Below are 24,119 nucleotides of genomic sequence, written 5' to 3' on the forward strand. Positions count from 1 at the left end.
TGTTATCGCTTCCCTATTCTTTTTCTACTCTACTACACTTTCAATTCTATTATTTTTTGCGTGACACAATTAAGTAAAACGCGCTTGGCAATACCAACAGCGTTAATACCAGTGCACTCGCCATACCGCCTACCATAGGCGCCGCAATTCGCTGCATCACCTCACTACCAGTTCCAGTGGCATAAAGCACAGGCAGCAAGCCCACAATAATAGAAAGCGATGTCATCATAACAGGGCGAAGCCTTGCCGATGCAGCATGGACAATAGCCGTTTTAACAAGCTCATCTTTTTTGGAGTTGTCACTTTCTGTTGCGTGCTTAGTAAGTGCTTCTGATACATATTGGTTTAAATACACCAACATGATAACGCCTATTTCCACTGCTACACCGGCAAGAGCAATAAACCCAACCCCTACCGCAACTGATAAATTGAAGTCGAGAAAGTAAAGCAGCCACACACTGCCCACCAATGCCAAAGGCAAAGAAGCAAGTATGAGTGCTACATCACGAAGGCGTTTAAACGCTAGATAAAGTAAGAGACAGATAATGGCTAAGGTCAACGGTATAACTACCGACAGCTTTGCTTTTGCGCGCTCCAGATAAGCAAACTGCCCTGCCCACGTGATGGAGTAGCCAGTGGGTAAATCAAGGTGCTCTGACAAATAGCGTTTCGCGCTATCTACATAACCCCCTAAATCAATACCCGTGGCTGAGTCTGACGAGATATCAATGTATACCCATCCGTTTAATCGGGCATTTTCGCTTTTAATTCCGGCCGGCCCGTCGTCAATACGCACGGTGGCGACATCGCCAAGGGTAATGTGAACACCGCTTGGCGTGACGAACGGCATAGATGCTAAAGATTCAGGGGTATCGCGGTAGTGCTGTAAAAAACGCATGGCAATAGGAAAACGCTCACGCCCTTCCACTGATTGTGTAACCACTTTGCCGCCCACCGCCGACGCTAGAATACTGTGAACATCGTCTATCGTCATGCCATAACGCGCCGCCAACTGCCTGTCGATATCGATATAAACATAACGGCCACCTACTACCCGCTCAGCGTAAACTGATGCTGTGTTGGGCAGGTCTTTAAGCAGTGTCTCTATATCCTTTCCGATGGCTTCAATGCCTGCTAGGTCAGGCCCCGCAATCTTGATCCCAACAGGGGTTTTTATCCCGGTTGCCAACATGTCGATACGGGTTTTAATTGGCATTACCCACGCATTGGTCAGCCCAGGGAACTGTACCAGGGCGTTAAGCTCTTCTTTGAGCTTTTCAGTGGTCTTGCCCTCCCTCCACTGCGCTTTAGGTTTAAGCTGGATGAAGGTTTCAATCATCGTCAATGGAGCAGGGTCTGTGGCCGTATCTGCGCGTCCAATTTTCCCGAATACCGTTTCAACCTCGGGCAAGGTTGCAATAAGCTTATCCGTCTGCTGTAAAAGCTCTCTGGCTTTACCCACCGAAATACCTGGATAGGTTGTAGGCATATACATCAAATCGCCTTCGTCCAGTTCTGGCATAAATTCACTACCTAGTTGGCTTAACGGCCAGTACATGGAAAGCAACAAGCAAAATACCCCTACCAAGGTGGTCCGTGGGTAGTTAAGCAACCGCGTCAGCAATGGTTGGTACACACGCTCTAGAGCTCGATTTACCGGGTTCTGGGCTTCAGAGCGTATTTTACCCTGTACGAAGTAGCCCGCCAGCACAGGAACCAAGGTAATAGCCAGCGCAGCAGCTGCTGCCATGGCATAGGTTTTGGTAAAGGCAAGAGGCGCAAAAAGACGCCCTTCTTGTGCTTCTAACGCAAAAACAGGAATAAAGGATACGGTTATAATTAGCAGCGCAAAGAATAAAGCTGGGCCAACTTCTGTGGTCGACTTAATCACCAGTTCCCAACGTTTGGCTGCCGAAAGCTTTGCAAATGTTGGCGCAGAGGCTGGTATAGATGTTCGCGACTGGGCGCTCCCTGTCCCCCTTTGACTCACTAAAGCTCCCTGACTTGATGAAACAGCATGCTGATGAATGTGCTTGTGTAAATTTTCAACAACAACAATAGCGCCATCCACCATTGCACCGATAGCGATAGCAATGCCACCTAAAGACATGATGTTGGCATTAAGTCCCTGCAGCTTCATTACGATAAAGGCGGCGAGAATACCAATAGGCAAACTGATTAGCGCAACCATAGATGAACGTATGTGAAACAAGAAGATAGCGCATACCAAACCAACAACCAGCAATTCCTCCACCAACTTATTGGTGAGGGTATCGACGGACTTATCAATAAGGGTGGAGCGATCGTACACGGGAACGATATTCACCCCTTCCGGCAAGCTCGCTTTTAATGAATCCAGCTTAGTTTTAACCGCATCGATAGTGGCTTTTGCGTTTTCGCCATAGCGCATCACTATAATGCCACCCACGGTTTCGCCATTCCCGTTTAGTTCAGCAATACCGCGGCGCATCAACGGGCTTTCTACCACTTGAGCTACATCGTTAATCGTTATGCTAACGCCGTCTTTGATAACACCTGTGGGCAACGCCAGTATGTCATCAATGCCCTGAATGTAGCTTTGCGCGCTAACCATGTACTCTGCCTCGGCCATTTCAATAACCGAAGCGCCTGACGCGCGGTTACCCCGTTTAAGGGCAATGTCTATCATGGATGGCTGAATGTTATAGGCACGTAATTTTTCAGGGTCGACAATAACTTGGTATTGTTTAACCATCCCTCCAACAGACGCCACTTCAGATACGCCTTCAACTGACTGAAGCTCAAACTTTAAGAACCAGTCTTGCAACGCCCTTAATTCACCCGCATCCAGCGCATTTAGCTGACTAGCATCGTTTTCCAACGCATAAATGTAAACCCAACCTACCCCTGTCGCATCTGGACCTAGCTGAGGTGTCACGCCTTCTGGAAGTTGCGAAGACGCCTGGCTTAGGTATTCCAGAACACGGCTTCGAGCCCAGTACATGTCTGTATCGTCATCAAAGATTATATATACGTAGGCATCGCCGAAGAATGAATACCCTCGCACCGTCTGTGCGCCAGGCACTGACATTAGCGCAGAGGTGAGAGGAAACGTCACCTGATCTTCCACCACTTGCGGCGACTGACCGGGATAGTTTACTTTCACTATAACTTGGACATCAGATAAATCAGGGATAGCATCAACGGGGGTGTTTTTCACCGCCCAGACACCCGCAATACTGAGCATAATAGCGCTCAGCAATACCAGTATTCTATTGTTAACCGACCAGCGAATTACCGATTCAATCATGGTGCATATGCTCCTTATGATTTATCGATTTTTGTTCTGCCGACTTGTGAACCATTGACTTATGAGCCATTGACTTATGAACCGATGACTCGTGAGCATCGCTTTGCTCTCCATTGCCCTTCAGGTTGCCTGCATCATGTTTATGATTGCTGTGACCTGAGTCATGCACCATGCCCTTGTCCATTGCATGTTCACTATGTGTACGCATATTAATAACCGTGAACTCTTCGCCAGTCACAAAGGTGAACATGATGTTGTCACCTTCACTAAACTGAGATAAGTCAATATGCTTTGATACCGCAAATGACATTGTCGCAGGTCCCCGTCCCCATTTTTCAATCGGCCCGCGAGCAATCACTAACTTTGCGTTATTCGAAGCGCCATTCGTTTCGGTGTCAGCTGGCAATTCAATTGCCTCAATAGTACCTGTTGTCGTGGCCTGGTGATCGGGCGCTTTCATTCGCTTAAAGTCACTGCTTTTCGACGACTCTGAATCAATCAGAAATTGTGCTGATACCACCACATCATCCTCTGGCAACAAGCCTTCGACGACTTCAAAATGTGTACTATCGCTTTGCCCCAGTCTTACGCGTACTGACTTAAAATTGCCATCGCCATCACTGAGTACCACTTTTGCGCCTTCAGCCGTGCGAATGACGGCACTACGAGGAACCAGTAACGCCGTTTTACGTTGAGTAGGCTTTATTCCAACGTGGGCAAACATATTGGGCTTTAACGTGTGATTGTTATTGTTTAGCGGTATGCGTACTTTCAGGGTTCGCGTTGTTTCTGACAAAGACGGATAAATATACTCTACGTGGCTTTCCCATTTAGCATCGGACCCATGGTCCATTTCGTCAAGGGTAACCACAGCGCTATTATGAGGCGCTATGATTTGCGCGTATTTTTCAGGTACCTCAGCAATCACCCACACCGTATCTAGCTGTGCGATGCTCATCAAGGTTGTCCCGGGCTGAACGTAAAACCCCTCCCGAATATTCAGCGCTTCTACTACACCGCTTTGCGGCGCGTTAAATGTGACGGTTTGTGTTACTCGTCTAGTTTTTTGCAATGCTTCAATAACGCTCTTTGATAGCCCCAGAGTTCTTAGGCGCTCGGCTGCGCCATCAATTAAACGTGCGTCACCTCGCTTAAGGGCTAAAACGTATTCTTCTTGTGCGCTAACTAATTCTGGCGAGTATAGGGTATAAAGTGCCTGTTCTTTTTCAACTTGCTCACCTTGAGATTTAATGAAAAGCCTGTCGACCCAACCTGATACTCTAGGGTGGATGTGCACAATACTATCTTCATCGTAGGCAACGTTACCCACCGCCGTTACGGTCTGTTGAAGTGTTCCAATGGTAACGGGCGCGACTTTAACCCCTATATTGTGCTGTACATTTGGCGGAATCATTAAGGTACCAGGCGTACGTTCATTGCTTTGCGCTAATTTTGCTTCCTCAGTGGCGTATACCGGCACCAAATCCATTCCCATCGGTGACTTTCCCGGTTTGTCACGGCGATAGCTGTCATCCATAGGCGCTACCCAATATAAAGGGGCTTTATTATCAGTTTCGTCGCTGTGGGCACTTTTATCGCTGTGGGCACTGACTCCGCTGTGGGTGTTTACTCCGCTGTGGGCACTTTCACCATTTCCGTGTTTTGATGAATCAGACAACAATAGTGAGGCCAAGCCGAACGCTAACAGACCGCCAAATAGCAGACCTATTAGCAAGCCCCTTATTAACGTGCTTTTTGTATTTGGAGTAGGGTGAGTTGAAGATGTCATATTAACTACTCTTTATTCGAAAAATGGGCGAGAGTGGGCAAGTACAAATAAGCAAGTGACGCCAGTGTTCTGGCGCGCTCGATGTCTATTTTGAGTAAATCATCCTGCACCTGTACTTTCTTGAGGTTGGCATTGACAACATCACTAATATCACCAGTGTCTGTGGTGTAAGCTGTCAGTTCAGCTTCAGAAAGTTGCTGTGTTTCACCAATTAACGCCGTTTCATAAAGCGCTTTGCGCTCACTTAGCGCTGACAAACGTGATTTAAGCACCTCTGCATTTGCGGCAAGCTCGTTCACTTTCAAGCGGAAGTCCGTTTCAGACGCACTCATTTTGGAAGCCGCTGCGGCTATTGAAGCGTCTTGACGAGATTTATTGAAAAACGGAAGGTCTACTTGAACACCCAATGACACAATATCAGCTCGGCTTGCGCCATTTTGCGCGTCTTGTCTGTATCCATAACTTGCTTCAAATGCCCACTGAGACTTGGTTTGCTCTCGCGCTATGTTCACATTTTGCGCTTCTATCTGGGTCTGAATTTGAAGCAGCATAGCCTCAGGATGATGCTGTAGTATTGAAAAAGGCTCACTGCTATTAATAACCGTTAAGAACGAAGAAAGGCTTAGGTTACTGTCATTTAAAATGGCATCGACTTCAATGGCGTCTTGTGTTGATTGAGCCAGCGGTGCGCTTACAGAGTCATCTAGTGGCGCACCAAACCATTTTGATAGTGCCGATCTCGCTTCATTTTTTTGCTGATAGGCCTGCACGTATTTATCGTCTAGTGACAATAATGCCAAACGCACTTGCAGTATGTCTTGCTGCGCCGCTGCACCTACGCCTTGACTGTATCTGGAGTCAGTAAAATCGAGTAGCTGTGTAAGCAATGATTTCTCTTTGTCCAATAATCCAATGCGACGTGTTGCATAGACCCAATCTAACCAAGTAAGGGTAACTTCACGTTTAAGCCACGCCTTTCTTGCTTGGCTCTGTACCAACATTTGATCAGCCATAACCTGATACTTTTGCTGGCTGTAAAGATTTTCATCGCCTCGCGGTAACTGCTGCTTCAAACCAACTTTAAATTGCGTCATAGGCTCTTGGTCAAATGCGAAGCCGTCGGTAGGCAAGTTTTGTACAGACGCTGAAACCTGCGGGTTTGCCCAATATGATGACGCCTCGGCTTCTGCATTAAAACGATCCTTTCGATGCGCATTCCCTTTGAGTAAAGGGTCATTTTGAATAGCTAGCTGCAGCGCCTGCTCCAGGCTTAGGGTCTGCGCCACAACAGGCTTATTAGCCATCAAAAATAAAGAAAGCACAAAAACTACAGCGAACGAGGCCCTTATTTTATTATGCTTGGCAGTGCCCATTTTTTTAGATACCGAATAGTTACTCATGTATAACATCACTTTTCAGGTGTAAGGCGTAGTGACGTTGCATGCTTTTCGCTAAATTCGACAAAGGGAATTAGCAAAACCACTTACCACGCGTTACATAGATAAAAGATCAGAGATATCTCAAAACGAAAAGACATCTCGTTGAATCAAAAACGTCTCTGCGGCAAAACAAATCCGCAAGATGGATCTATGCTGTGAAAAGTGATCTTGGTGGGCGAAACTGCCCGAAGTGAGGAGGTGTACTCTGCCCTAGAATAGGCGCAATGGCAGCCATTCTGGCTACTGATATTTCAGTTTCAACGGTAGGCTGAATTAGCGCACTAGCGCTCAAGTTAAAACAGTGATCGGCTGGGCATTTACATTCATCCTTGCAGCAAGACATGTCGCTCATCTGTAATGCTTTCACGCTATTCACGCCTGCATCGCTGACCGGGACGCTGTTGAATTGGGCGGGCTTGCTCATGCTGTTTTTAGCACTTAAATTCGCCTGTGGTGAAGACAATTCTTGATGCTGACAATGTGTATTAGCAGACTCAGGGGTTTGAACCTGATGGTTAACATGAGCAGCATCCGACTGCGGCGTCATCGCCGCCATTGAATGGTCATGTTCGTATGAATGTTCAATAGACACAGCGCCGCCTGACGACACAAGTGCCATCATTAAAAACAAGGTAAGAACCCACGAACTTGCATTCGCCGACCTATACCTTTTGAGCGTTAAACCAATCCGAAACTTTCTCAAAGACTCTACTCAGAAAATTACAGTCTATTATGCAACGAAATAATAGCGTGATGTCACCGACCAGTAAAGCCAGCGGTTAATGTCGCTAAGCCAGGGCCTGTTGATCTTTGTTGTACATCAAAGGCCAACAGGCCCCAGTAACTTATTCAAACTGCGACAAATAATCACGCAACATCAGGCCCATAGTCGAGAACAGCGGGTTTACCTTAGGTACTGCACATTCTTCCTGCTGGTTAACCATGCTTGCGTTGAAATTCATTTTATTAAGCAAGCTTGTATTCACGACTAAATCTGCGTGGCACAACCCGTACGATTCATCGATAACGAAAAAGGTATTCGGACCTTTACTTGCGTCCATTAACTGCTCTATGCCGCGAATTGGCGTAGTTACATCAGCTTGAGAATGAGCGGCAAATAATGGCACTTCAATTTGCTGCCCTTCTTCGACTTTGTCGCGAATGGTGTTTATTAAATCCATCAATTCTAACCCTGCTAAACCCGCTACATTAGGATATTTGTAAGGGTTAGGGCCATGGGTTTGATAACTTCCATCAATCACTCGTGCTAAAAGTTTAATACCCCAAATTCGAGACATACTTTCAGCGTTATCAGACAGCGCCAGCGCGCCAGAAAATAACATAAGACCATTGATATTATTTAGTTCGTTATTGGCATTATCTAAATAATGTTCAACCGCCAGTGCGCCACCTGTAGAGAAGCCGCCTACAAGCAAAGTATCCCCCATGCTATCAGCCAATTTAATGACTTCATCCACGTGTGACTGCCAGCGCTCTGCTAAATCCCAGTCAGACATATCGTCATTGGCATCGCGTTTACCATGCCCGGGTAAAAGCGGCACGACTACAGTAAAACCCTGCTCAAATAAGATGTTGGCGATCTCACGCATGAAGAAAGGCGAATCGCTTAAGCCGTGGATAAGCACTGCCACCTTGCTGCTTGATTTGTTGGTCAGCATAAAAGGTGAGTTGCCTTCATTACGTAATACATTGCTGCAAACAGAAAAGCGGTTAAGTGCAGTCTCTCTGCACGGCTCGGTTTGGCCCCACTCTTTTTCGTAAAATGCTTTGAACTGATTTTGAAGATCTGAAAAACTTCTGCTTTTCATTTCGCTAGTATCGGGTATAGATAAATTAGCGGCTATAGCCATATTTGCACCTAAAAGCGCAACAATACCTACAAGCATTTTTACAAAAAACTTCGATGACACCATTATTCTCCGCTACGGATAATTAATAAAAAACGGGAGCAGTTTACCATGCTCCCGTTTCTTGTGACGATTAATACGTATATAACGTTAGCTAAAGTAAACCTCTAGGTCGTCAGAACCACCGATGTGCTTACCGCCAATGAAAACTTGCGGCACGGTTTCACGACCGCTAATTGCCGTTAAGCTGGTTAGAGAGGCATCTTTGCCCAACACGATTTCTTCGTACTCGTAGCCTTTTTCATCAAGCAGTTTTTTCGCTTTAGCACAGAAAGGACAACCCGGTTTTGTGATAATAGAAACAGGTGCGTTAGTTTGCTCCTCTGGCGCAATGTAAGCCAGCATGGTATCTGCATCCGACACCTCAAAGGGGTCTCCAGGAACATCTGGTTCGATAAACATCTTGTCCACAACGCCATCTTTCACAAGCATAGAGTAACGCCAGCTTCTTTTTCCAAAGCCTAGCTCCGCTTTATCTACTAGCATACCCATGCCGTCGGTGAATTCACCATTTCCGTCGGGAATAACCGTAATGTTCGCGGCTTCCTGATCTGCTGCCCATGCGTTCATCACGAAAGTATCGTTCACCGATACACAAACAATGTCATCAATACCGTGTTTTGCAAATTTTTTCGCTAAGGCGTTATAACGTGGTAAGTGAGTAGAGGAGCACGTGGGTGTAAATGCACCAGGTAAGGAAAATACCACCACGTTTTTGCCAGAAAATAATTCATCTGTCGTTTTCGTCACCCATGCATCACCCTCCCGACATGGAAACGATACACTTGGTACTTGTTGGCCTTCTTTGGAAGTGAAGCGACTTTCTGACATAACAACCTCTTATCGGTAATTTCTACTGTAAATTTTCATTTAAGAGTAGAAGACTAGAATGAGTCCAGTCACAAATCAATAGGTATTATCTTACATTCGTTAATATTGATTTTGATGCTGAAGCTCGCTTCTAGCCTGCCTATGCTTTTAGTCGAGGTTTGGGAGAGTCATGTTATCAATGACGGCTCCCGCAACGCTCAACATTTTAACGTAAGCGATATTCGAGGGTTATCACCATGATTATTTTAGTTGGTGGAGAAAAAGGCGGTAGCGGAAAAAGCTGCTTGGCACAAAACATTGCAGTGTATCTTCGCACTGAAAAAGGTGCCAAGGTATTGATGGTGGACTGTGACCCGCAGCGAACGACTTCAGACTGGATCCAAGAGCGAAAAGCAAACCCTCGTCTTGCTGAAATTAACTGTGTTCAATTATACGGCAAAATACGTAACGAATTACTCAGTCTACGACAGTATTACGATTACGTAGTGATCGATTGTGGTGGTCAAGACAACCTAGCCTTGCGCTCATCAATGGCGGTTGCTGATCACATACTGATTCCACTTAGACCTAAGCGTCGTGACCTTAAAACCGTGCCTCATATGGAAGATATATTGTCGACTTGTAAAATGGTCAACCCAAAAATGAACGCGGCATTTGTCATTACACAATGCCCTTCTCTTCCTAGCCTAGCTAACCGCATTTTAGAGGCAAAAGAAGTGTGTCGTTCATTCGGCATCCCTGTTTTGAACGCTGTCACTTTCAGTAGAAACATGTATGACGACTCTGAAGAGTCAGGACAATCGGTGATTGAGAGTGAACCTGAAGGCAAAGCCGCTACGGAAATAAGAACGCTGTTTGAAGAGCTATTAGCTGGCAAATTGGAGGATGCTTATGAGTTTGCTCAACCTCAAAAAGTCGAAGCCGTTAGCTAAACCCAATCTTCGTTCGATAGAGGATTTTATCGATGATGCGCTGCTTTATGCGCAAGGCAAAGTTGATAAACAAGAAGAACAAGGAAGAAAAGGTTGCGTTAAAACCGTAAACAACCAGAACGTTGCACCAATAAGAAAACCGGCGAAAACGGAAGGTATGCGTCACGCTACCTTTACCTTAACGCCGCAGTGTATTGAAAAGCTTGCAGATATTGCCCATAGAACAGGAAAAGCAAAGTCAGCGCTTATTCGCGAGTGGATTGAAGAAAATAGCAAAATTAAAACTAAAGTATAAATCCAAATACGTATAAGATTCGTTTTATACTTCAAAATAATAAAGTTGCTAGGCCGAAGGCCTATTGAGATACTTAGTATTTAGCGTATTCTGACAGCGTATAGGAGATACAATAGAATGGGCCGTGGAGGATTAAACACAGCGCGCGTGCTGGTGTGTGCCCTGATGATTGCTGTATATCTTACATCAAGCAAGTCAGTAAAAGCGTTCGAACTGTTTCATACAGAAGTCAGGCAGATTGAAAACCTGCTTAACACTAAAAAATATGCCGAAGCGGACAGCACAGCACTTTTGCTATTAGAACAAGCGTTGCAACAACAGGAAATGCCTGCTGATACCTTTTCATCACTGGGTCAGCTACTGCAAGACGCTTCTCGCTTTGAAGTAGCAAAAGCCATTTTTAATGCTGCGTTAGAGCGTTATACCCTTGAAGGTCGCCTCAATCAAATGGGAGTAACGCTCCTACAACTCGCCACCTCCGAGCGGCACCTGTCTAATTATACGAATGCCGTAACCTATGTCAGACGCGCAATGTCTATCGCACAAATTGAGCGCGATGATCTTTTAAAAGCCCGTTTAAATCTTGAGCTAGGTATAATCCAACAAGAACAAGGCGAAATAGAAGCGGCGTTAGAGCCACTGAAAAACGCGCTACGTTACTTTCGGGAAAATAACATGGCTAACGAAATGAGCCTTTCCCTTCTTCGCATTGGCGAAATTTATAGTTTACTTAATCAGTCCACGTTGGCCCACACCTACTACCAAGATGCATTTGATAGTATTCAAAGCACAGGGACGCCTAAACTTCTCGGTTCAATAAAGACACGTATGGGCGAGCTGTCACTAAAGTCTGGCGCCATCAAGCAAGCCATACAAACCATAAATGAGGGCCTTACTCTTCTGCTTTCAACTAACGACGTCGGTGCCATTGCACAAGCAAAGATGCTAATGGGTAAAGCCTTCGTTGAAAGTGGCGAGGTTGCTAAAGGTAGAGCACTTCTGCAAGAAGCCATGCAGTTCGCAAGTTCATCGGGGCAGACAAAATTGATGAAAGAAGGCCGTCTCGCCCTGGCCCAAGCCTACATGAAAGAACAAGATTTCGAACTGGCACTTACAGAAGCGAGAACTGGTACTATTGATGCGCGTAAAAACAGAGATATTCGCGGGCAGTTGAGCTTCCTTTCACTGCAGCTTAGTGCTTTTGTATCTTTAGGTGAGTTTAAAAAAGCCTTGGATGTGCAATCTGTCATTCAACAGTTGCGCGAAGTTTTGCTCGACTCAGAAAACAAATCAGCCATTGAGGGGCTTCAGGCCGAAATTGAGCTTGTGCGTCAGTCCCGTACGCTAGAAAAGCTGGAAGAGTCGAAGCAACTTGTACTTGCTCAAGCTGAGCGTGAAAACTTACAAACCACCTTATTTTGGAGTGTATCTCTAGCTGCACTATTGCTCACATTTTTAGTTTGGAGTCGTTATAAACAGCGTCAACAAACTATTATTCTGCGTCGCGAGGTTAGACAGCAAACACTAACGCTACAAGAGAAAAACCAAGAACTAGAACGCGCTTACAAAACCCTAGAGGAAGTAAGCTTACGCGACCCATTAACCGGCTTGTACAACAGGCACTATCTAGAGTCTCAGCTTCCTGGCGAAATTAGGCGCAGTCAATTTTCAGCAAAGCAAAACCCAAATAATAATAAGTCTAAACAAGACTTACTTTGCCTTCTGATTGATATTGATCACTTCAAGCGAATTAACGATGACTATGGGCATATAGCAGGAGACAAAGTGTTATCGGCATTTGCCGGTGTTCTAAAAGAGGTATTCCGGCAAACCGACCTGATTATTCGTTGGGGCGGCGAAGAGTTCTTAGTAGTGTGTCGACAATCAAACAGAGAAGAATTACCAGAACTGGCTGAGCGTTGTCGGGAAATGGTGGCTCGTACCTCTTTTGATATCGGCCTAGAAGAGCCTATCTACATTACCTGTAGCATTGGCTTCTCACTTCTTCCTCCAGATAAAGAAGATGATTTTGATACCGCATGGAAGCGCACTTTTGCCGTTGTAGATTATGCGCTGTACGCAACAAAACTGTCCGGTAGAAACGGCTGGGTGGGAGTTATAGAAACTCTTGAAACACCGAGAGCGCACCCAACTTTGTTAGATACTAAGTTCGATTTTCCTGGTTCTAGAGTTGCCACGTCTTTTAATAACGTAGCCAGTATTCAATGGCCAGATACCCTCGATAAATAGCAGTAGAGGAAATGAGATATGTATAGAGGAAGTTGCAGCTGCCAAGCCATTCAATATGAAATTGAACATATTGATGAGTTCGAAGCCGACGATGAAACACTCACTCAGACAGACACCAGTAAACTGCGTATGGCAGTTGAAAAAGAAAGGCTTGTCATTGACTGCGCGCCTTCCGCGTTAGCCGAGTTACATCAAGCAAACGGTGAAACGCACCATGTATGTAACGTGTGTGGAAGCGTAATATGTATAGAGGTGAGCCCAAATAAAGTGCTACTTGATGTTGCGTTTAGCGGTCACGACGCTTTAGCTGAGCCTCACCGCCAATTTATCTTATAGAGCGGTCGTGTTTAGTTGAACTCAGTTAAATAAAAACAAGCGATATAGCAAAGCCTATCCCTTGTTCAATGACGCCATTAAAAAAGGTGAGAAGCATCTCACCCTTTTCGCGTTAGTACCTAAAGCTATGATGACAACGTTTTAGTCACTGTTTTTAATATCTTCCATGTGGTACTTATCAATTAACGAATAAAGTGTTGGTCGGGTAACACCAAGCAGTTCGGCAGTTTTCGACATGTTTTTGTCCGCTTTTTGATATGCTCGTCGTATGGCGCGACTTTCTGCTATTTCTCGTACTTCACGCAAGTTTAATGTTTCAGGCTCATCATGGGCATCTACTGGCATTAACCCCAGATCATCAGGCTGTATTACCGTCCCTTCAGCCATGATCACCGCAGACTTAAGCTTGTTTTGCATCTCACGAATGTTGCCCGGCCATTTGTGAGCTAACATGGCATTGACTGCCGTTTCTGAAAAACTCTTGGCTTTGGCTTTAAACTCTTCACGATAAATATTTAAAAAGGTACGAGCGAGCAGAATAATATCTTGATCCCTCTCCCGCAGCGGCGGGATCATAATGGGCATTTCGCCCACTCGATAATATAGATCTTCTCTAAAGGTTTCTTGCGCGACCATGGCTTGTAAATCTCGGTGAGTCGCACAGATTACGCGTATATCTACCGGAATTTCATTGCGTCCACCAACCCGCTCAATCACTCTTTCTTGCAAGAAACGCAGCATCTTAGCTTGCAAACCAATAGGCATATCGCCAATTTCATCTAAAAATAGCGTACCGCCCTGTGCCGTTTCAATCTTACCTACTGTGGTTTTATTAGCGCCTGTAAATGCTCCTTTTTCATACCCAAACAACTCACTTTCTAGTAAGTTTTCGGGTATCGATGCACAGTTAATCGCCACAAAGGGTTTATCTTTTCTAGGGCTATGTTCATGAATGCTGCGTGCAAACACTTCTTTACCAGTACCACTTTCACCAAGCAAAAGCGTGCTGATATCGGTATTAGCAATTTTTTCGGCGCGACGAACCACTTTTTGAATAGCTTCACTATTGCCAACTATCCTCGACATACCTGAACGAGTACGCGCTAAAATACTGTTCTCGTGTTCTAATTTCGACAGGTTTAACGCGCGATTGACCAATAATTTAATAGTGTCTGAGTCGATAGGCTTTTGATAAAAATCGTACGCCCCGAAGTCAATTGCTTTAAGCGCGTTTTGCTTATCACTGTTACCCGTGACCACGATGACTTTTGTTCTTGGCGCCAGCTTAATGATGTCGTGAAGAATTCGTAAGCCCTCAGAAGCATTGGCAGGGTCTGGTGGAAGCCCTAAATCTAGCGTAACAACTTTAGGTTCAAAACGACGCAGCTGCGCAATGGCAGAAGTATGATCGTCAGCAAAAACAACATTGTAATCCGTAAGGCTCCATTTAAGCTGCTTTTGAATGCCTAAATCATCATCTACTACCAAAATGGTATCGGTCATTTCATCATCCTATTAATCTACTTCATCCATCCAAGGAATGTGGATTTTTGTCGCGTACGGATCCACTTTCTAGTTATTTGTTCTATCCTATCGGAAAATGCAGTGTAAAACAGCTACCGCGTCCCGGTTCACTTTGGACCGTTAGTTTACCACCGATAGACTCGATATAGGTTTTTGCATCGTAAGCACCTATCCCCATACCTGCATTCCCTTTTGTGGTATCAAAGGGTTTAAATAAACGTTCTTCAATAAAGCTTTTTTCCATCCCCACGCCGGTATCTTCTATCATGACAAGCTGGGTATCGCTGTCGGAATTTGCAGTTATCACCACATCAACCTCACCGTCATCGCCTGTTGCTTGTTGCGCGTTACTGATTAAATGGTAAAAGACATTGGCTACTTTTTCTTTATCAATCATAACAGCCGTTTCTTTAAGCACATGCACTTTCGGTATAGGGCTTAAACCTGAACAACGACTACTTACCACATCCTTAGCAACTTCCGAGAGTAAAAGCTCAGCGTCAACCCCTTCTTGTACCGCCTTTTTGTCTGTGAGTTGCTTTAGCATTTTCTCCATTCTAGCTTTTGTATGTTCTAAAGTTTCGAATGTATCGTCGATAAACTCGGGGTTGTGCTTATGTTGTTGCGCGTTTGCCAAAATAAGGTCCACTTGGGCAAGCACATTTTTTAGATCATGTAGTACAAAGGCAGACATTCTGTTAAACGCAGCAAACTGGGCGTTTTCAGCCACTACTTGTGCCGCCTCATGGTGCTGCATATAAGTGCCCACTTGCTCAGAAACCGCAGTAAGATAGTCTTTAACTTCCCAATTGAGACTAATTTTTTCCTTGTCCCCGGGCGCAACTAAGGCAAACCCCCATAGCCCTCCGTCTTTCAAGAAAGGTACAAAGAGCTGGTATCCCCACTCTTTTAAAGCATTGCGGTCCAGCTTTAACCCTTCGTAATCAAAGGGCTTAACTAGATAGGCATCCGTATCAATAATCCAACCATTTTTATCACTGTATTGCGCTAAAGTTTCTAATGTGGCGTAGGTGGCACTGCCTTTCGCTTCGCTTGATATATCTGTAATAGGGGATGCCTCAGCCACACGTTCATAACCATTTGCGTTCACCTTAAAGAGCAGGCCCGATTCATACTGAATAGCGTTTAGCATGCCCGTTAGTCCAGCGTGATAAACATCTGATGACGAGTCCCCGGCCCTAGTTAGCCACTGGGTTAATTTCACCCATTCAACGCGATAGTCGAACTGATTGGCGAAGAAATGCTTCGTAATAAAAACTTTTATCTTAGTACGAAAAGCATTCGATAAAAATACGGTGGCTAACAACGCGAATGACATCACTACGAGGATAATTTGTACGGTAGCGCCCCAGTTACCCCCGACATAGTTGATGGCATAGCCGACCACAGCCATTACAAATAAGTAACCGCCCGCTACAAGCAATAATGAACTATGTAAAACTACATCGCGGGATATAAATATATCTATTCCCCAGTGATGGATACGGCGAATTGATATCACGAGTAAAGGCATAAGCAGAAAGTAAATATACCCCCTTGCAGCGATATAACCAATTTCCACTTGGTTAACCATAGTCGCGTTAGCGTAGGTTACAAATTCGAACAAATTTGTTGCGCCAAGATAGATAATAAGCGGTTTGAAGGCCCACTGCTCTCTTCCTGCTTGCCGATAGACAACCTCTAAAAGTACAAGGACTTCTAAAGAAAGTACGATTAAAACAAGAAAACTCCACGCAGGATTAATTGCCAACAAATAAGGTGCAAGAAGCGCGATTAGCGCGGGAGCGACGATAATCAGCGTAATAGGACGCTTTAATACAGCTGCAATATTACTGAAGTTAGTTTGAATACAAGCGGACAAAAACAGAAGCCAAGCCAATTGCTTTACAACGTCAACGCTTAACAGCCAGCTTAGGGAGATGGGGCCGAACAGCGAGGTAATTAAACTTGTTGACCATAAAAAAGTGGCAGCGGTCGCAACGACAAGCAGGTGCTTGGCAACTCCTGGCTTTCTTACTGTTAGCAACAACAATAAAAGGGCTAGGTGCGCGAGACTATTTAGCCCGTAGCCTACATCTGAAATCATCCTTTTATCTCACCTTTATTATCATTATTAGAAGGCATAAATCTGCATACTAGCAGATCATTACATTGATAATACTCGATATATATCGACCATGTTAGATGCTGCAAAATTCCATCTCGTTTTTTGTATTACTGCTACATAGGAGCAAGAGCCGCATTTATGCTGTTAACTTGGTCCTATTGCCGCATTAGATAAAGCAACGAGTTGGTAAAACGGGCTCACAAAATAAATATTTAACTTACGCCCTTTATGATGCGCAGGCCAAGCCTGCGCTTTGAGTTTTTACCGCTTAAACCTTTATCGTTTTTGAATTACCAAGGAACCTATTGAATAGCCCGCTCCGAAAGAGCAAAGCACACCGATATCGCCAGAGACTAAGTCTTCATGATTCAAACCAAAAGCAATGACAGAACCTGCAGAAGCAGTGTTTGCGTATTCATCGAGTACGATAGGCGCTTCTGTTCTGTCCGCATCGCGCCCCAATAAGCGCTTACAAATCAAAGTATTCATATTAATATTAGCCTGATGTAGCCACCAACGCTTCACGCCTTCTGGTGAGATGTCATGACTTGCTAAGTGCGCTTCTATATGAGCCGCAGCCATTGGGCATACCTCTTTAAATACTTTGCGCCCAGCTTGGTGGAAAAGTTTGTCAGGGCCGTAAGGGTCGACATCTTCTGCACGGGTCATATAACCAAAATTCGAACGAATATTATTTGAATACTTCGTCACTGCCTTAGTGCTAAGCACGTCATAAACGTGTTCGCTTTTAGCCGTTTCAGCAAGTTCTAACACAGTCGCTGTTGCTACATCACCAAAGATGAAGTGGCTGTCTCGGTCTGCGTAGTTAATTTGAGGAGAAACTAACTCAGGGTTGATAACGAGTACGCGAGTAGCATTTCTAGCGCTTAGCATCTCATAAGCGCGATGCATGCCGAAAGTTGCTGCTGAGCAGGCGACTAACATATCAAAGCCAAAGCCCTCGATATTCAGTGCTTCTTGCACTTCAATAGCGATAGCGGGATAAGCGCGTTGTGTGTAAGCACACGATACAATAACGGCATCAATTTCGTCAGCACTCACGTTCGCAGAAGCCATAGCTAGCTTAGCTGCTTCAACGGCAATTTCTGCCTGATGAGAAAGTTCATCATCCGCTCGCGGCGCAATTTTTGGCTTCATGCGAGTGATATCTAGCGCGCCCTCTTTTTGATAAATATAGCGACTTTTAATTCCCGACGCCTTTTCAATAAACTCTGCACTTGAGTAAGGCACAGCGGCTAGCTCACCTGCTTCAATTTTAGTTTTGTTTTCAGCGTTAAACGCGTCGGCGTATGCGTTATAGCTTTCTACTAGCTCTTCATTGGTAATACTATCTTTTGGGTGCCAAACACCCACACCGCTAATCACTATCTGTTGAGACATAAGCATTCTCTATTATCTGTTAACACTTCTGGCTTTTAAAACGTCGCGTTACTTCGTGTCCTTCACGCAATAATGCCAGTGCAATTAAGCCTAATCGTACCTTTTATTAGCAATACGACTGCGTTTTATGAGCTATAGCTTACCTTAATCCGCGGTCACTGTAACTATGGTGGAGACCACCGTTCCCTCTTAACCGCCTAAATTGCAGCTGAAAGGGAATTGACTTGACCAATAAAACAACACGCATTGAGCCACACTAAAAAGAATTGTTTACAAAAGAAACAAAATAAACGCCTTTCCTTTTCGCATCTAAAGCTTAGTCAGGAGAATTAAAATCTAATTGTATTAATAAGTTAGAGGTATAAAAAAATTATAAATCAACGTAACTAGCAAACAGACGCGCTTTCACACCTACAATTTTTTTACAAAATAATGACCTCGAACTCGATATTGGTTGACAAATTGGCAAGATAGAAATAGGGTTTAAACATTAAATTGGTAATAACAATAGTCTCTCAATCAGTAAGTGCCGTCTTTTCGGCAATAATCTGTTTATGACTAGGTGATACCAAAGGTGACGAGGTTGTATCTAACCTTCGAATTTTTACTTATGAGGAAAAGATAATGTCTAAACCATCAATTGGTTTCATCGGACTTGGTCTAATGGGCGGCAACATGGTTGAAAACCTTTTAAACAAAGGCTTTCCAACCACAGTTATGGATTTAAACCCTGATGCAGTGGCTAAGTGCACAGAACGCGGCGCAAAGGTTGCAAAAACAGGTAAGGAATTAGCTGAAAGCGCGGATATCGTTATGCTTTGCTTAACGACATCGAATATTGTCGAATCGGTAATGTACGCTGAAGACGGCATTATGGCAGGGCTAAAAGAAGGTGCCGTGGTTATTGATTTTGGAACCTCTATTCCTTCTTCAACACGAAAAATTGGCGCAGACTTAGCAGCCAAAGGCGTAGGCATGGTAGATGCACCACTAGGCCGAACACCTGCACATGCGAAAGATGGCTTGCTCAATATTATGGCATCCGGCGACAAAGAAACTTTTGAAAAAGTGAAACCTGTTCTTGATGAACAAGGTGAAAATGTCTTTTACCTTGGTCAACTTGGTGCAGGTCACACTACCAAACTGATTAATAACTTCATGGGTATGACCACCGTATGTGCCATGTCACAAGCTTTTGCTGTAGCAGAGCGCGCTGGCGTTGACCGCCAACAGCTTTTCGACATTATGTCTGCAGGTCCATCTAACTCACCATTTATGCAGTTCTGCAAAAACTATGCAGTGGATAATAATAGTGACTTAGGCTTTTCTATCGCTAACGCCAACAAGGATTTAGGCTATTTCTTGAAGATGGTAGAAGACTTAGGTACTGAGTCGAAAATTGCTGAAGGTTCATCAGCTAATTTACAAGCAGCCTTTGACGCCGGCTTGGGTAACGGCAACGTACCTGAAATCTACGACTATTTTGTCAAATTAGATAAGTAGTAAACGAACGCTCTGGCGAAACTATACACAACCTAAAAGAGAAGTGATGCCGTGAAAATTCAAGGTCTACGTTGGTGGGTAATTACACTTATTGCTCTCGCAACAATTATAAATTATATCGATAGACAAGCTTTAAGCGTATTATGGCCTGCTATTGTAGAAGACTTGTTTCCCGATGAATCAGCGTTAGAAAGGAAACAGATTTACGCTAATATCTCCATCGTGTTTGTTTTCTCTTACGCGTTTGGTCAGGCGATTTTCGGTAAGATTTTCGACTGGATTGGAACGCGAATTGGCTTCGTTCTTTCTATCGGTGTTTGGTCACTCGCCACTATTGCCCATGCATTTGCGCAAGGCATGTTGAGCTTCAGCATCTTTAGATCGATTTTAGGTATTGCTGAAGCTGGAAACTGGCCTGGTGCAACCAAAGGTAACGCCGAATGGTTTCCTACGAAAGAGCGTGCGCTAGCCCAAGGCATCTTTAACTCTGGCGCTGCTATTGGTGGCATCATAGCCTTTCCAATTATTGGCTTTTTAACTCTGCATTTTAGCTGGCAGGCGGTATTTATTATCGTAGGTGCCATCGGTCTTTTATGGCTATTGCCTTGGGTTATTATAGTTAAAGCTCCACCAGCGATGCACGCATGGATTACCGAGGAAGAAAAGCACTATATTCTTTCTGGTCAGCGCACTATGAGCGAAGATAAAGATGAAAATGGCAATGCCAAGGAAATGGAGGAATACAGCCCTTCAACAGGTGAACTGCTTTCTCGTAAAGAAAGTTGGGGCGTAATTATCGCTTCGGCGGCAATCGACCCTATTTGGTGGTTATTTGTATTCTGGATCCCTATCTACCTTAACGAAGTGTATGGCATGAACGTTACCGAGATAGGTATATACGGCTGGGTGCCCTATGTGGGCGCAATGCTTGGCGCATGGTTCGGCGGTTTGTTGGCGCAAAATCGTATAGCGGCTGGCTGGACGCCGAATAAGACAAGGAAGCTAGTTATCACCTTGGGTTGTCTAATAATGCTTCCTGCTCTTATCGCAATGTCAGACCCTGGCGCGCCAACGGTAGCGGTGCTTATTATGGCGGTTATCCTGTTCGGTTTCCAAACAGCAATAGGTAACGTTCAAACCCTTCCGAGTGATTTGTTTGGTAAAAAAGCCGTGGGTACGCTATCTGGTTTTTCAGGTATGGCGGCGAAGTTGGGTGCGGTGGGCTTAACATCGTTAGTTCCATGGCTTACTGCAGATGGTAATTATACGCCTGCTTTCGTCATCGGAGCGTCGTTAGCTATCATTGCAATTGCAGCCATTTGGCTTCTTATCCCCAAAATAGAAATGCTTAAGCCTAAGCGTTAGTAAATTGATGCGCTATCAGAATTATTAGGTGTCTGGTAGCGCATTTTGTACCCATAACTTAAACGTAACTAACTAGTGCCTGTAACCAGCCCCCTAACCTAAAACTCATCTGGTTGTCACAGTGAAAAGTGCACTGACTTCGGGCCTAAAAAGTACACTGACCCCAGACCTATCTGACCAATTCCGCTAATCCCTTTTATCGAGCTTATTCTAAACGTCTTAATTTTTAAGAAATTTAGTAAATTTGCTAGCAAATGTTAATAAATTGTGTTTTTATTAGCCTTATTACCAATTTGGTAAAAACAAATACACATATTGGTAACACCAAAACACAATAAAAAACTTTACCACCCTATAATTAAACTTGGAGCACGATGCCATCATGAAGATTAAAGCATTTGCACTTTGCGCCATAGCCGCAGCCATTACGGGATGTGATGTAGATTCTGATAACAACCCTAATACCCTAGGTAGTATCACGCTATCTGGTACGCCAACTTCTGGCGAAACGCTAACTGCCTCAGTCAGCGACCCAGATGGTATTTCATCAGACGTAAACTACTTTTGGTACGCTGATAATCAACTTATTGCTGACGCAAGCGGTGCAAGTTTTACTCTTACTGACGATCAAATTGGTTCGGCTATAACGGTGCAAGGCTCTTACACTGACGATGGTGGTATTAACGAATCTCACGTAAGTGAACCAACAAGTGATGTAATGGCAATAGCGTTTGAGTCGAGTATCGCCATCTCTGGCGATGTTGTAGTAGGCGGCATGCTTACTGCCACTGTTTCAGATGAAAACGGTGTAGAAGCAGAGAGCATTGTCTACACGTGGTATGCAGATGATGTTGCTATTGAAAATGAAGTTACATCTACAATTACGCTTACAGAAAATGAGTTTGGTAAGGTTATTACCGTATCAGCGGCTTTTACTGATAACCGCGGCTTTGATGAAGCGCCTATGTCTGAACCAACAGACCCTGTAGGTCGCGTAAATTCAGAAGGTGCAATCGCTATTGTAGGCACGCCTACTGTTGGCAACACTCTTTCTACAGAAATTAGCGATGAAGATGGCGCTACCGGCGAAGTGGCATACCAATGGTATGGCGATGACGCTGCGATCTCAGGAGCTACTCAAAGCAGTTACGTCGTTGACGCAAGTCTTGTTGGTCAAGTGATCACTGTCGAAGCATCTTATACCGATGATAACGGTTTTGAAGAAGTTATCACTTCTGAACCTACTATACCGGTTAACGAGCAAGCCGTAGATGAGGCTGGCTCAATTGAGATAACAGGTACCGTCCCTTATTTGGTAGACGGTGTTTTAACGGCAACACTGACAGACAACAATGGGTTTGACGAAGCGAACGTTGAATATACATGGTTTGCTGATGGCGTAGCCATTGCTGATAGCAACAGCAGCACTTTCACACCAAGTGCTAACGCTGGCGCAATCATTTCTGTAGAAGCCTCGTATACGGACAACGATGGTTTTGAAGGTTCAGCATCAGATGCGGTAGATACCATTGTTTACACTACCGTAGTTAACGATAAAGCCGGTCTTGAAAGTGCCCTCAATAGCGGCCTTGCCAACGGCGATGTCTTAGGTCTAAACACCAACGTTTATGCTGACTTAGCACCAATTTTGTTAACCAGTGCTGTAACCATGACTGCCGTGGAAGGCGAAACCCCGGTCATTTCTGGTGAAGCATGTGTGAATATTGCGAGCACGGTAGATGGTGCTGCGATAAAAGGCATGCGTTTTGAAAGCATTGATACAGCATTAGACTCTTACTGTGAAAGCGAAGCAGCCGCAGTTATTTATTCAGAAGGCGATAACTTCACCTTTGCTGAAAACACAATGGATGGTGACCAGGCCACATTGAATGAAGAAACTCATCATTGGCTTGTTGTTAATGGTGAAGGCGCAATGATTGAGCGTAATACCTTCCGCAATAGAAACAACGCGGTTAAAGGTTCAGTAATCAAGCTCTCTTCTTCGGGTCTAAACCATACTATCCAGTACAATTTATTCGAAAATGCGGTTAACCCGAACTTCAACCAATCAAGTCTGCTGCTTCTTAACGTTGGAAGCACTACGGGGGCAGATGCGGCAGAAGACGCAAACTTCGTTGTTCAGTACAACCGTATTGATAACTTCACTTCAGGCCGTCGCCTAATGCGCGTTCAAACTTCAGGCGCAACCATTCAGGGCAATACTATCATTGATGCTAATGGCGGTATTTCCTTAGAAGACGGTGGGTTTAACACGGTTGCTGACAACATCATTATTAGAACCACCGATATTTCTGGTTCAGACGACCGCCCAAGTGGTGTATTGATGACACCGCTCGGACATACGGTAACCAATAACTACATTGCAGGTATTCGTTCAGGCAATAAAGAAGCTGGCGGCTTAGTATTTACTGCTAACCCATTTTCGCAAGCAGACGGCGGTGTACCTAACGCAGGTAACCAAGCTGTGCTAGACGGCAGCGGTGACCTAACGCTAACCGTTACTAACAATACAGTACTTAACTCACTTCAACCCATCGTGTTCAGCACAGAAATTGGCAGTAGAGCACCAGTGGGTGATTGCGATGAGTTAACAGCGGATAACGCGCCAATTCTTTATGGCTTAACCAAAAACTTCTTTGTAATCGACTTCGATGCTAATGCAATTGCAAATGGCTTTAACGAAGCAGATAAAGAGAGCACGCTTGGGCTCGCATTTGATTCTGAAGCGATTAGTAGTGACCACGCTTTCGAGTATGACTGTGACCTTATCAATCACGAAGAATCACTTCTTTCTAACAACTTCGGCTTTACCGATAGCTATGCATCGGGCGATGTTGAAGATGAGTCTTGGGTAGACATTCGCAACCTTAACGGCAACGGCGAATTTGATACCGACGGCGCTATTGACCAAAACCCCGCAGACAATGGCAAGGAAGTGCCAGAGTTTGTTACCGCTACCAACGGTCTAATTGAAACCGACCCGAACGGTGCACAAGCAGTCGCTGGAGCTAAAGGGCTTTACTACATTCAGTCTACTGATGTAGGTGCTGGCTCTACATGGACAGCAGATAATTAATACATAAAACAC

Annotated in this window: 16 protein-coding genes; 7 read left to right on the forward strand and 9 right to left on the reverse strand. The window is 44.6% G+C overall.

The annotated features are described in order from the left end of the window. Window positions 1–49 precede the first annotated feature (49 nt). The 6 genes from PCAR9_RS14880 to PCAR9_RS14905 form a co-directional block, all read right to left on the reverse strand. Entirely contained in the window at window positions 50–3,289 is a 3,240-nt protein-coding gene (locus tag PCAR9_RS14880; RefSeq protein WP_179984281.1) for an efflux RND transporter permease subunit, read from the reverse strand. Further along, window positions 3,282–5,078: an efflux RND transporter periplasmic adaptor subunit gene (locus PCAR9_RS14885; protein WP_179984282.1), complete on the reverse strand. Its 1,797-nt coding sequence runs from the start codon at window positions 5,076–5,078 to the stop codon at window positions 3,282–3,284. The genes PCAR9_RS14880 and PCAR9_RS14885 overlap by 8 nt, the downstream gene beginning before the upstream one ends. A 5-nt stretch (window positions 5,079–5,083) precedes the next feature. Beyond that, window positions 5,084–6,478, reverse strand: a complete 1,395-nt coding sequence (locus PCAR9_RS14890; RefSeq protein ID WP_179984283.1) for a TolC family protein — start codon at window positions 6,476–6,478, stop codon at window positions 5,084–5,086. 187 nt (window positions 6,479–6,665) lie between these two features. Continuing rightward, window positions 6,666–7,109 (reverse strand): hypothetical protein, encoded by a 444-nt coding sequence (locus PCAR9_RS14895; RefSeq protein ID WP_232091221.1) that lies wholly within the window; start codon window positions 7,107–7,109, stop codon window positions 6,666–6,668. Window positions 7,110–7,362: 253 nt separating this feature from the next. After that, the gene (locus tag PCAR9_RS14900; protein ID WP_179984284.1) at window positions 7,363–8,451 is read right to left on the reverse strand and encodes an alpha/beta hydrolase; all 1,089 of its coding nucleotides are present in this window, start codon (window positions 8,449–8,451) and stop codon (window positions 7,363–7,365) included. An 84-nt stretch (window positions 8,452–8,535) separates the two neighbouring features. After that, the gene (locus PCAR9_RS14905; protein ID WP_179984285.1) at window positions 8,536–9,276 is read right to left on the reverse strand and encodes a glutathione peroxidase; all 741 of its coding nucleotides are present in this window, start codon (window positions 9,274–9,276) and stop codon (window positions 8,536–8,538) included. Window positions 9,277–9,512: 236 nt separating this feature from the next. Between PCAR9_RS14905 and PCAR9_RS14910 the strand changes: the two genes are divergently transcribed. The 4 genes from PCAR9_RS14910 to PCAR9_RS14925 all read left to right on the forward strand — a co-directional run bounded on the left by PCAR9_RS14910 (window position 9,513) and on the right by PCAR9_RS14925 (window position 13,089). Then, window positions 9,513–10,208: an AAA family ATPase gene (locus PCAR9_RS14910; protein WP_118492777.1), complete on the forward strand. Its 696-nt coding sequence runs from the start codon at window positions 9,513–9,515 to the stop codon at window positions 10,206–10,208. Beyond that, on the forward strand, window positions 10,168–10,503 hold the full coding sequence (locus PCAR9_RS14915; RefSeq protein ID WP_179984286.1) for a replication protein RepA: 336 nt from the start codon (window positions 10,168–10,170) through the stop codon (window positions 10,501–10,503). The genes PCAR9_RS14910 and PCAR9_RS14915 overlap by 41 nt, the downstream gene beginning before the upstream one ends. 117 nt (window positions 10,504–10,620) lie before the next feature. After that, window positions 10,621–12,753 carry a tetratricopeptide repeat-containing diguanylate cyclase gene (locus tag PCAR9_RS14920; protein ID WP_179984287.1) on the forward strand — a complete coding sequence of 711 codons (2,133 nt, stop codon included), beginning with the start codon at window positions 10,621–10,623 and terminating at the stop codon, window positions 12,751–12,753. Between the two features lie 18 nt (window positions 12,754–12,771). After that, window positions 12,772–13,089 (forward strand): GFA family protein, encoded by a 318-nt coding sequence (locus PCAR9_RS14925; RefSeq protein WP_179984288.1) that lies wholly within the window; start codon window positions 12,772–12,774, stop codon window positions 13,087–13,089. A gap of 141 nt (window positions 13,090–13,230) precedes the next feature. On the opposite strand, the gene prsR is transcribed toward PCAR9_RS14925, so the two are convergent. From prsR to PCAR9_RS14940, 3 genes are all read right to left on the reverse strand, one after another. Further along, entirely contained in the window at window positions 13,231–14,592 is a 1,362-nt protein-coding gene (gene prsR, locus PCAR9_RS14930; protein ID WP_179984289.1) for a PEP-CTERM-box response regulator transcription factor, read from the reverse strand. Window positions 14,593–14,674: 82 nt separating this feature from the next. Continuing rightward, on the reverse strand, window positions 14,675–16,720 hold the full coding sequence (gene prsK / locus PCAR9_RS14935) for an XrtA/PEP-CTERM system histidine kinase PrsK (protein ID WP_179984290.1): 2,046 nt from the start codon (window positions 16,718–16,720) through the stop codon (window positions 14,675–14,677). A gap of 297 nt (window positions 16,721–17,017) precedes the next feature. Then, complete coding sequence (locus PCAR9_RS14940) at window positions 17,018–18,142, reverse strand: beta-ketoacyl-ACP synthase III (RefSeq protein ID WP_179984291.1); 1,125 nt, start codon at window positions 18,140–18,142, stop codon at window positions 17,018–17,020. A gap of 624 nt (window positions 18,143–18,766) precedes the next feature. Between PCAR9_RS14940 and PCAR9_RS14945 the strand changes: the two genes are divergently transcribed. The 3 genes from PCAR9_RS14945 to PCAR9_RS14955 all read left to right on the forward strand — a co-directional run bounded on the left by PCAR9_RS14945 (window position 18,767) and on the right by PCAR9_RS14955 (window position 24,107). Next, window positions 18,767–19,645, forward strand: a complete 879-nt coding sequence (locus tag PCAR9_RS14945) for an NAD(P)-dependent oxidoreductase (RefSeq protein WP_179984292.1) — start codon at window positions 18,767–18,769, stop codon at window positions 19,643–19,645. Between the two features lie 51 nt (window positions 19,646–19,696). Continuing rightward, entirely contained in the window at window positions 19,697–21,010 is a 1,314-nt protein-coding gene (locus tag PCAR9_RS14950; protein ID WP_179984293.1) for an MFS transporter, read from the forward strand. Between the two features lie 382 nt (window positions 21,011–21,392). Beyond that, window positions 21,393–24,107: a poly(beta-D-mannuronate) lyase gene (locus PCAR9_RS14955; RefSeq protein ID WP_179984294.1), complete on the forward strand. Its 2,715-nt coding sequence runs from the start codon at window positions 21,393–21,395 to the stop codon at window positions 24,105–24,107. Window positions 24,108–24,119 lie beyond the last annotated feature (12 nt).

Source organism: Alteromonas macleodii (assembly GCF_903772925.1).
Taxonomy (GTDB): domain Bacteria; phylum Pseudomonadota; class Gammaproteobacteria; order Enterobacterales; family Alteromonadaceae; genus Alteromonas; species Alteromonas macleodii_A.

Bases quoted from the DNA above. Each gene is read 5' to 3' on its own strand.
- prsK (WP_179984290.1), bottom strand. From the start codon at position 16,720: ATGATTTCAGATGTAGGCTACGGGCTAAATAGTCTCGCGCACCTAGCC.
- PCAR9_RS14925 (WP_179984288.1), top strand. From the start codon at position 12,772: ATGTATAGAGGAAGTTGCAGCTGCCAAGCCATTCAATATGAAATTGAA.
- PCAR9_RS14940 (WP_179984291.1), bottom strand. From the start codon at position 18,142: ATGTCTCAACAGATAGTGATTAGCGGTGTGGGTGTTTGGCACCCAAAA.
- PCAR9_RS14900 (WP_179984284.1), bottom strand. From the start codon at position 8,451: ATGGTGTCATCGAAGTTTTTTGTAAAAATGCTTGTAGGTATTGTTGCG.
- PCAR9_RS14955 (WP_179984294.1), top strand. From the start codon at position 21,393: ATGAAGATTAAAGCATTTGCACTTTGCGCCATAGCCGCAGCCATTACG.
- PCAR9_RS14905 (WP_179984285.1), bottom strand. From the start codon at position 9,276: ATGTCAGAAAGTCGCTTCACTTCCAAAGAAGGCCAACAAGTACCAAGT.
- PCAR9_RS14920 (WP_179984287.1), top strand. From the start codon at position 10,621: ATGGGCCGTGGAGGATTAAACACAGCGCGCGTGCTGGTGTGTGCCCTG.
- prsR (WP_179984289.1), bottom strand. From the start codon at position 14,592: ATGACCGATACCATTTTGGTAGTAGATGATGATTTAGGCATTCAAAAG.
- PCAR9_RS14880 (WP_179984281.1), bottom strand. From the start codon at position 3,289: ATGATTGAATCGGTAATTCGCTGGTCGGTTAACAATAGAATACTGGTA.
- PCAR9_RS14915 (WP_179984286.1), top strand. From the start codon at position 10,168: ATGAGTTTGCTCAACCTCAAAAAGTCGAAGCCGTTAGCTAAACCCAAT.
- PCAR9_RS14945 (WP_179984292.1), top strand. From the start codon at position 18,767: ATGTCTAAACCATCAATTGGTTTCATCGGACTTGGTCTAATGGGCGGC.
- PCAR9_RS14885 (WP_179984282.1), bottom strand. From the start codon at position 5,078: ATGACATCTTCAACTCACCCTACTCCAAATACAAAAAGCACGTTAATA.
- PCAR9_RS14910 (WP_118492777.1), top strand. From the start codon at position 9,513: ATGATTATTTTAGTTGGTGGAGAAAAAGGCGGTAGCGGAAAAAGCTGC.
- PCAR9_RS14890 (WP_179984283.1), bottom strand. From the start codon at position 6,478: ATGAGTAACTATTCGGTATCTAAAAAAATGGGCACTGCCAAGCATAAT.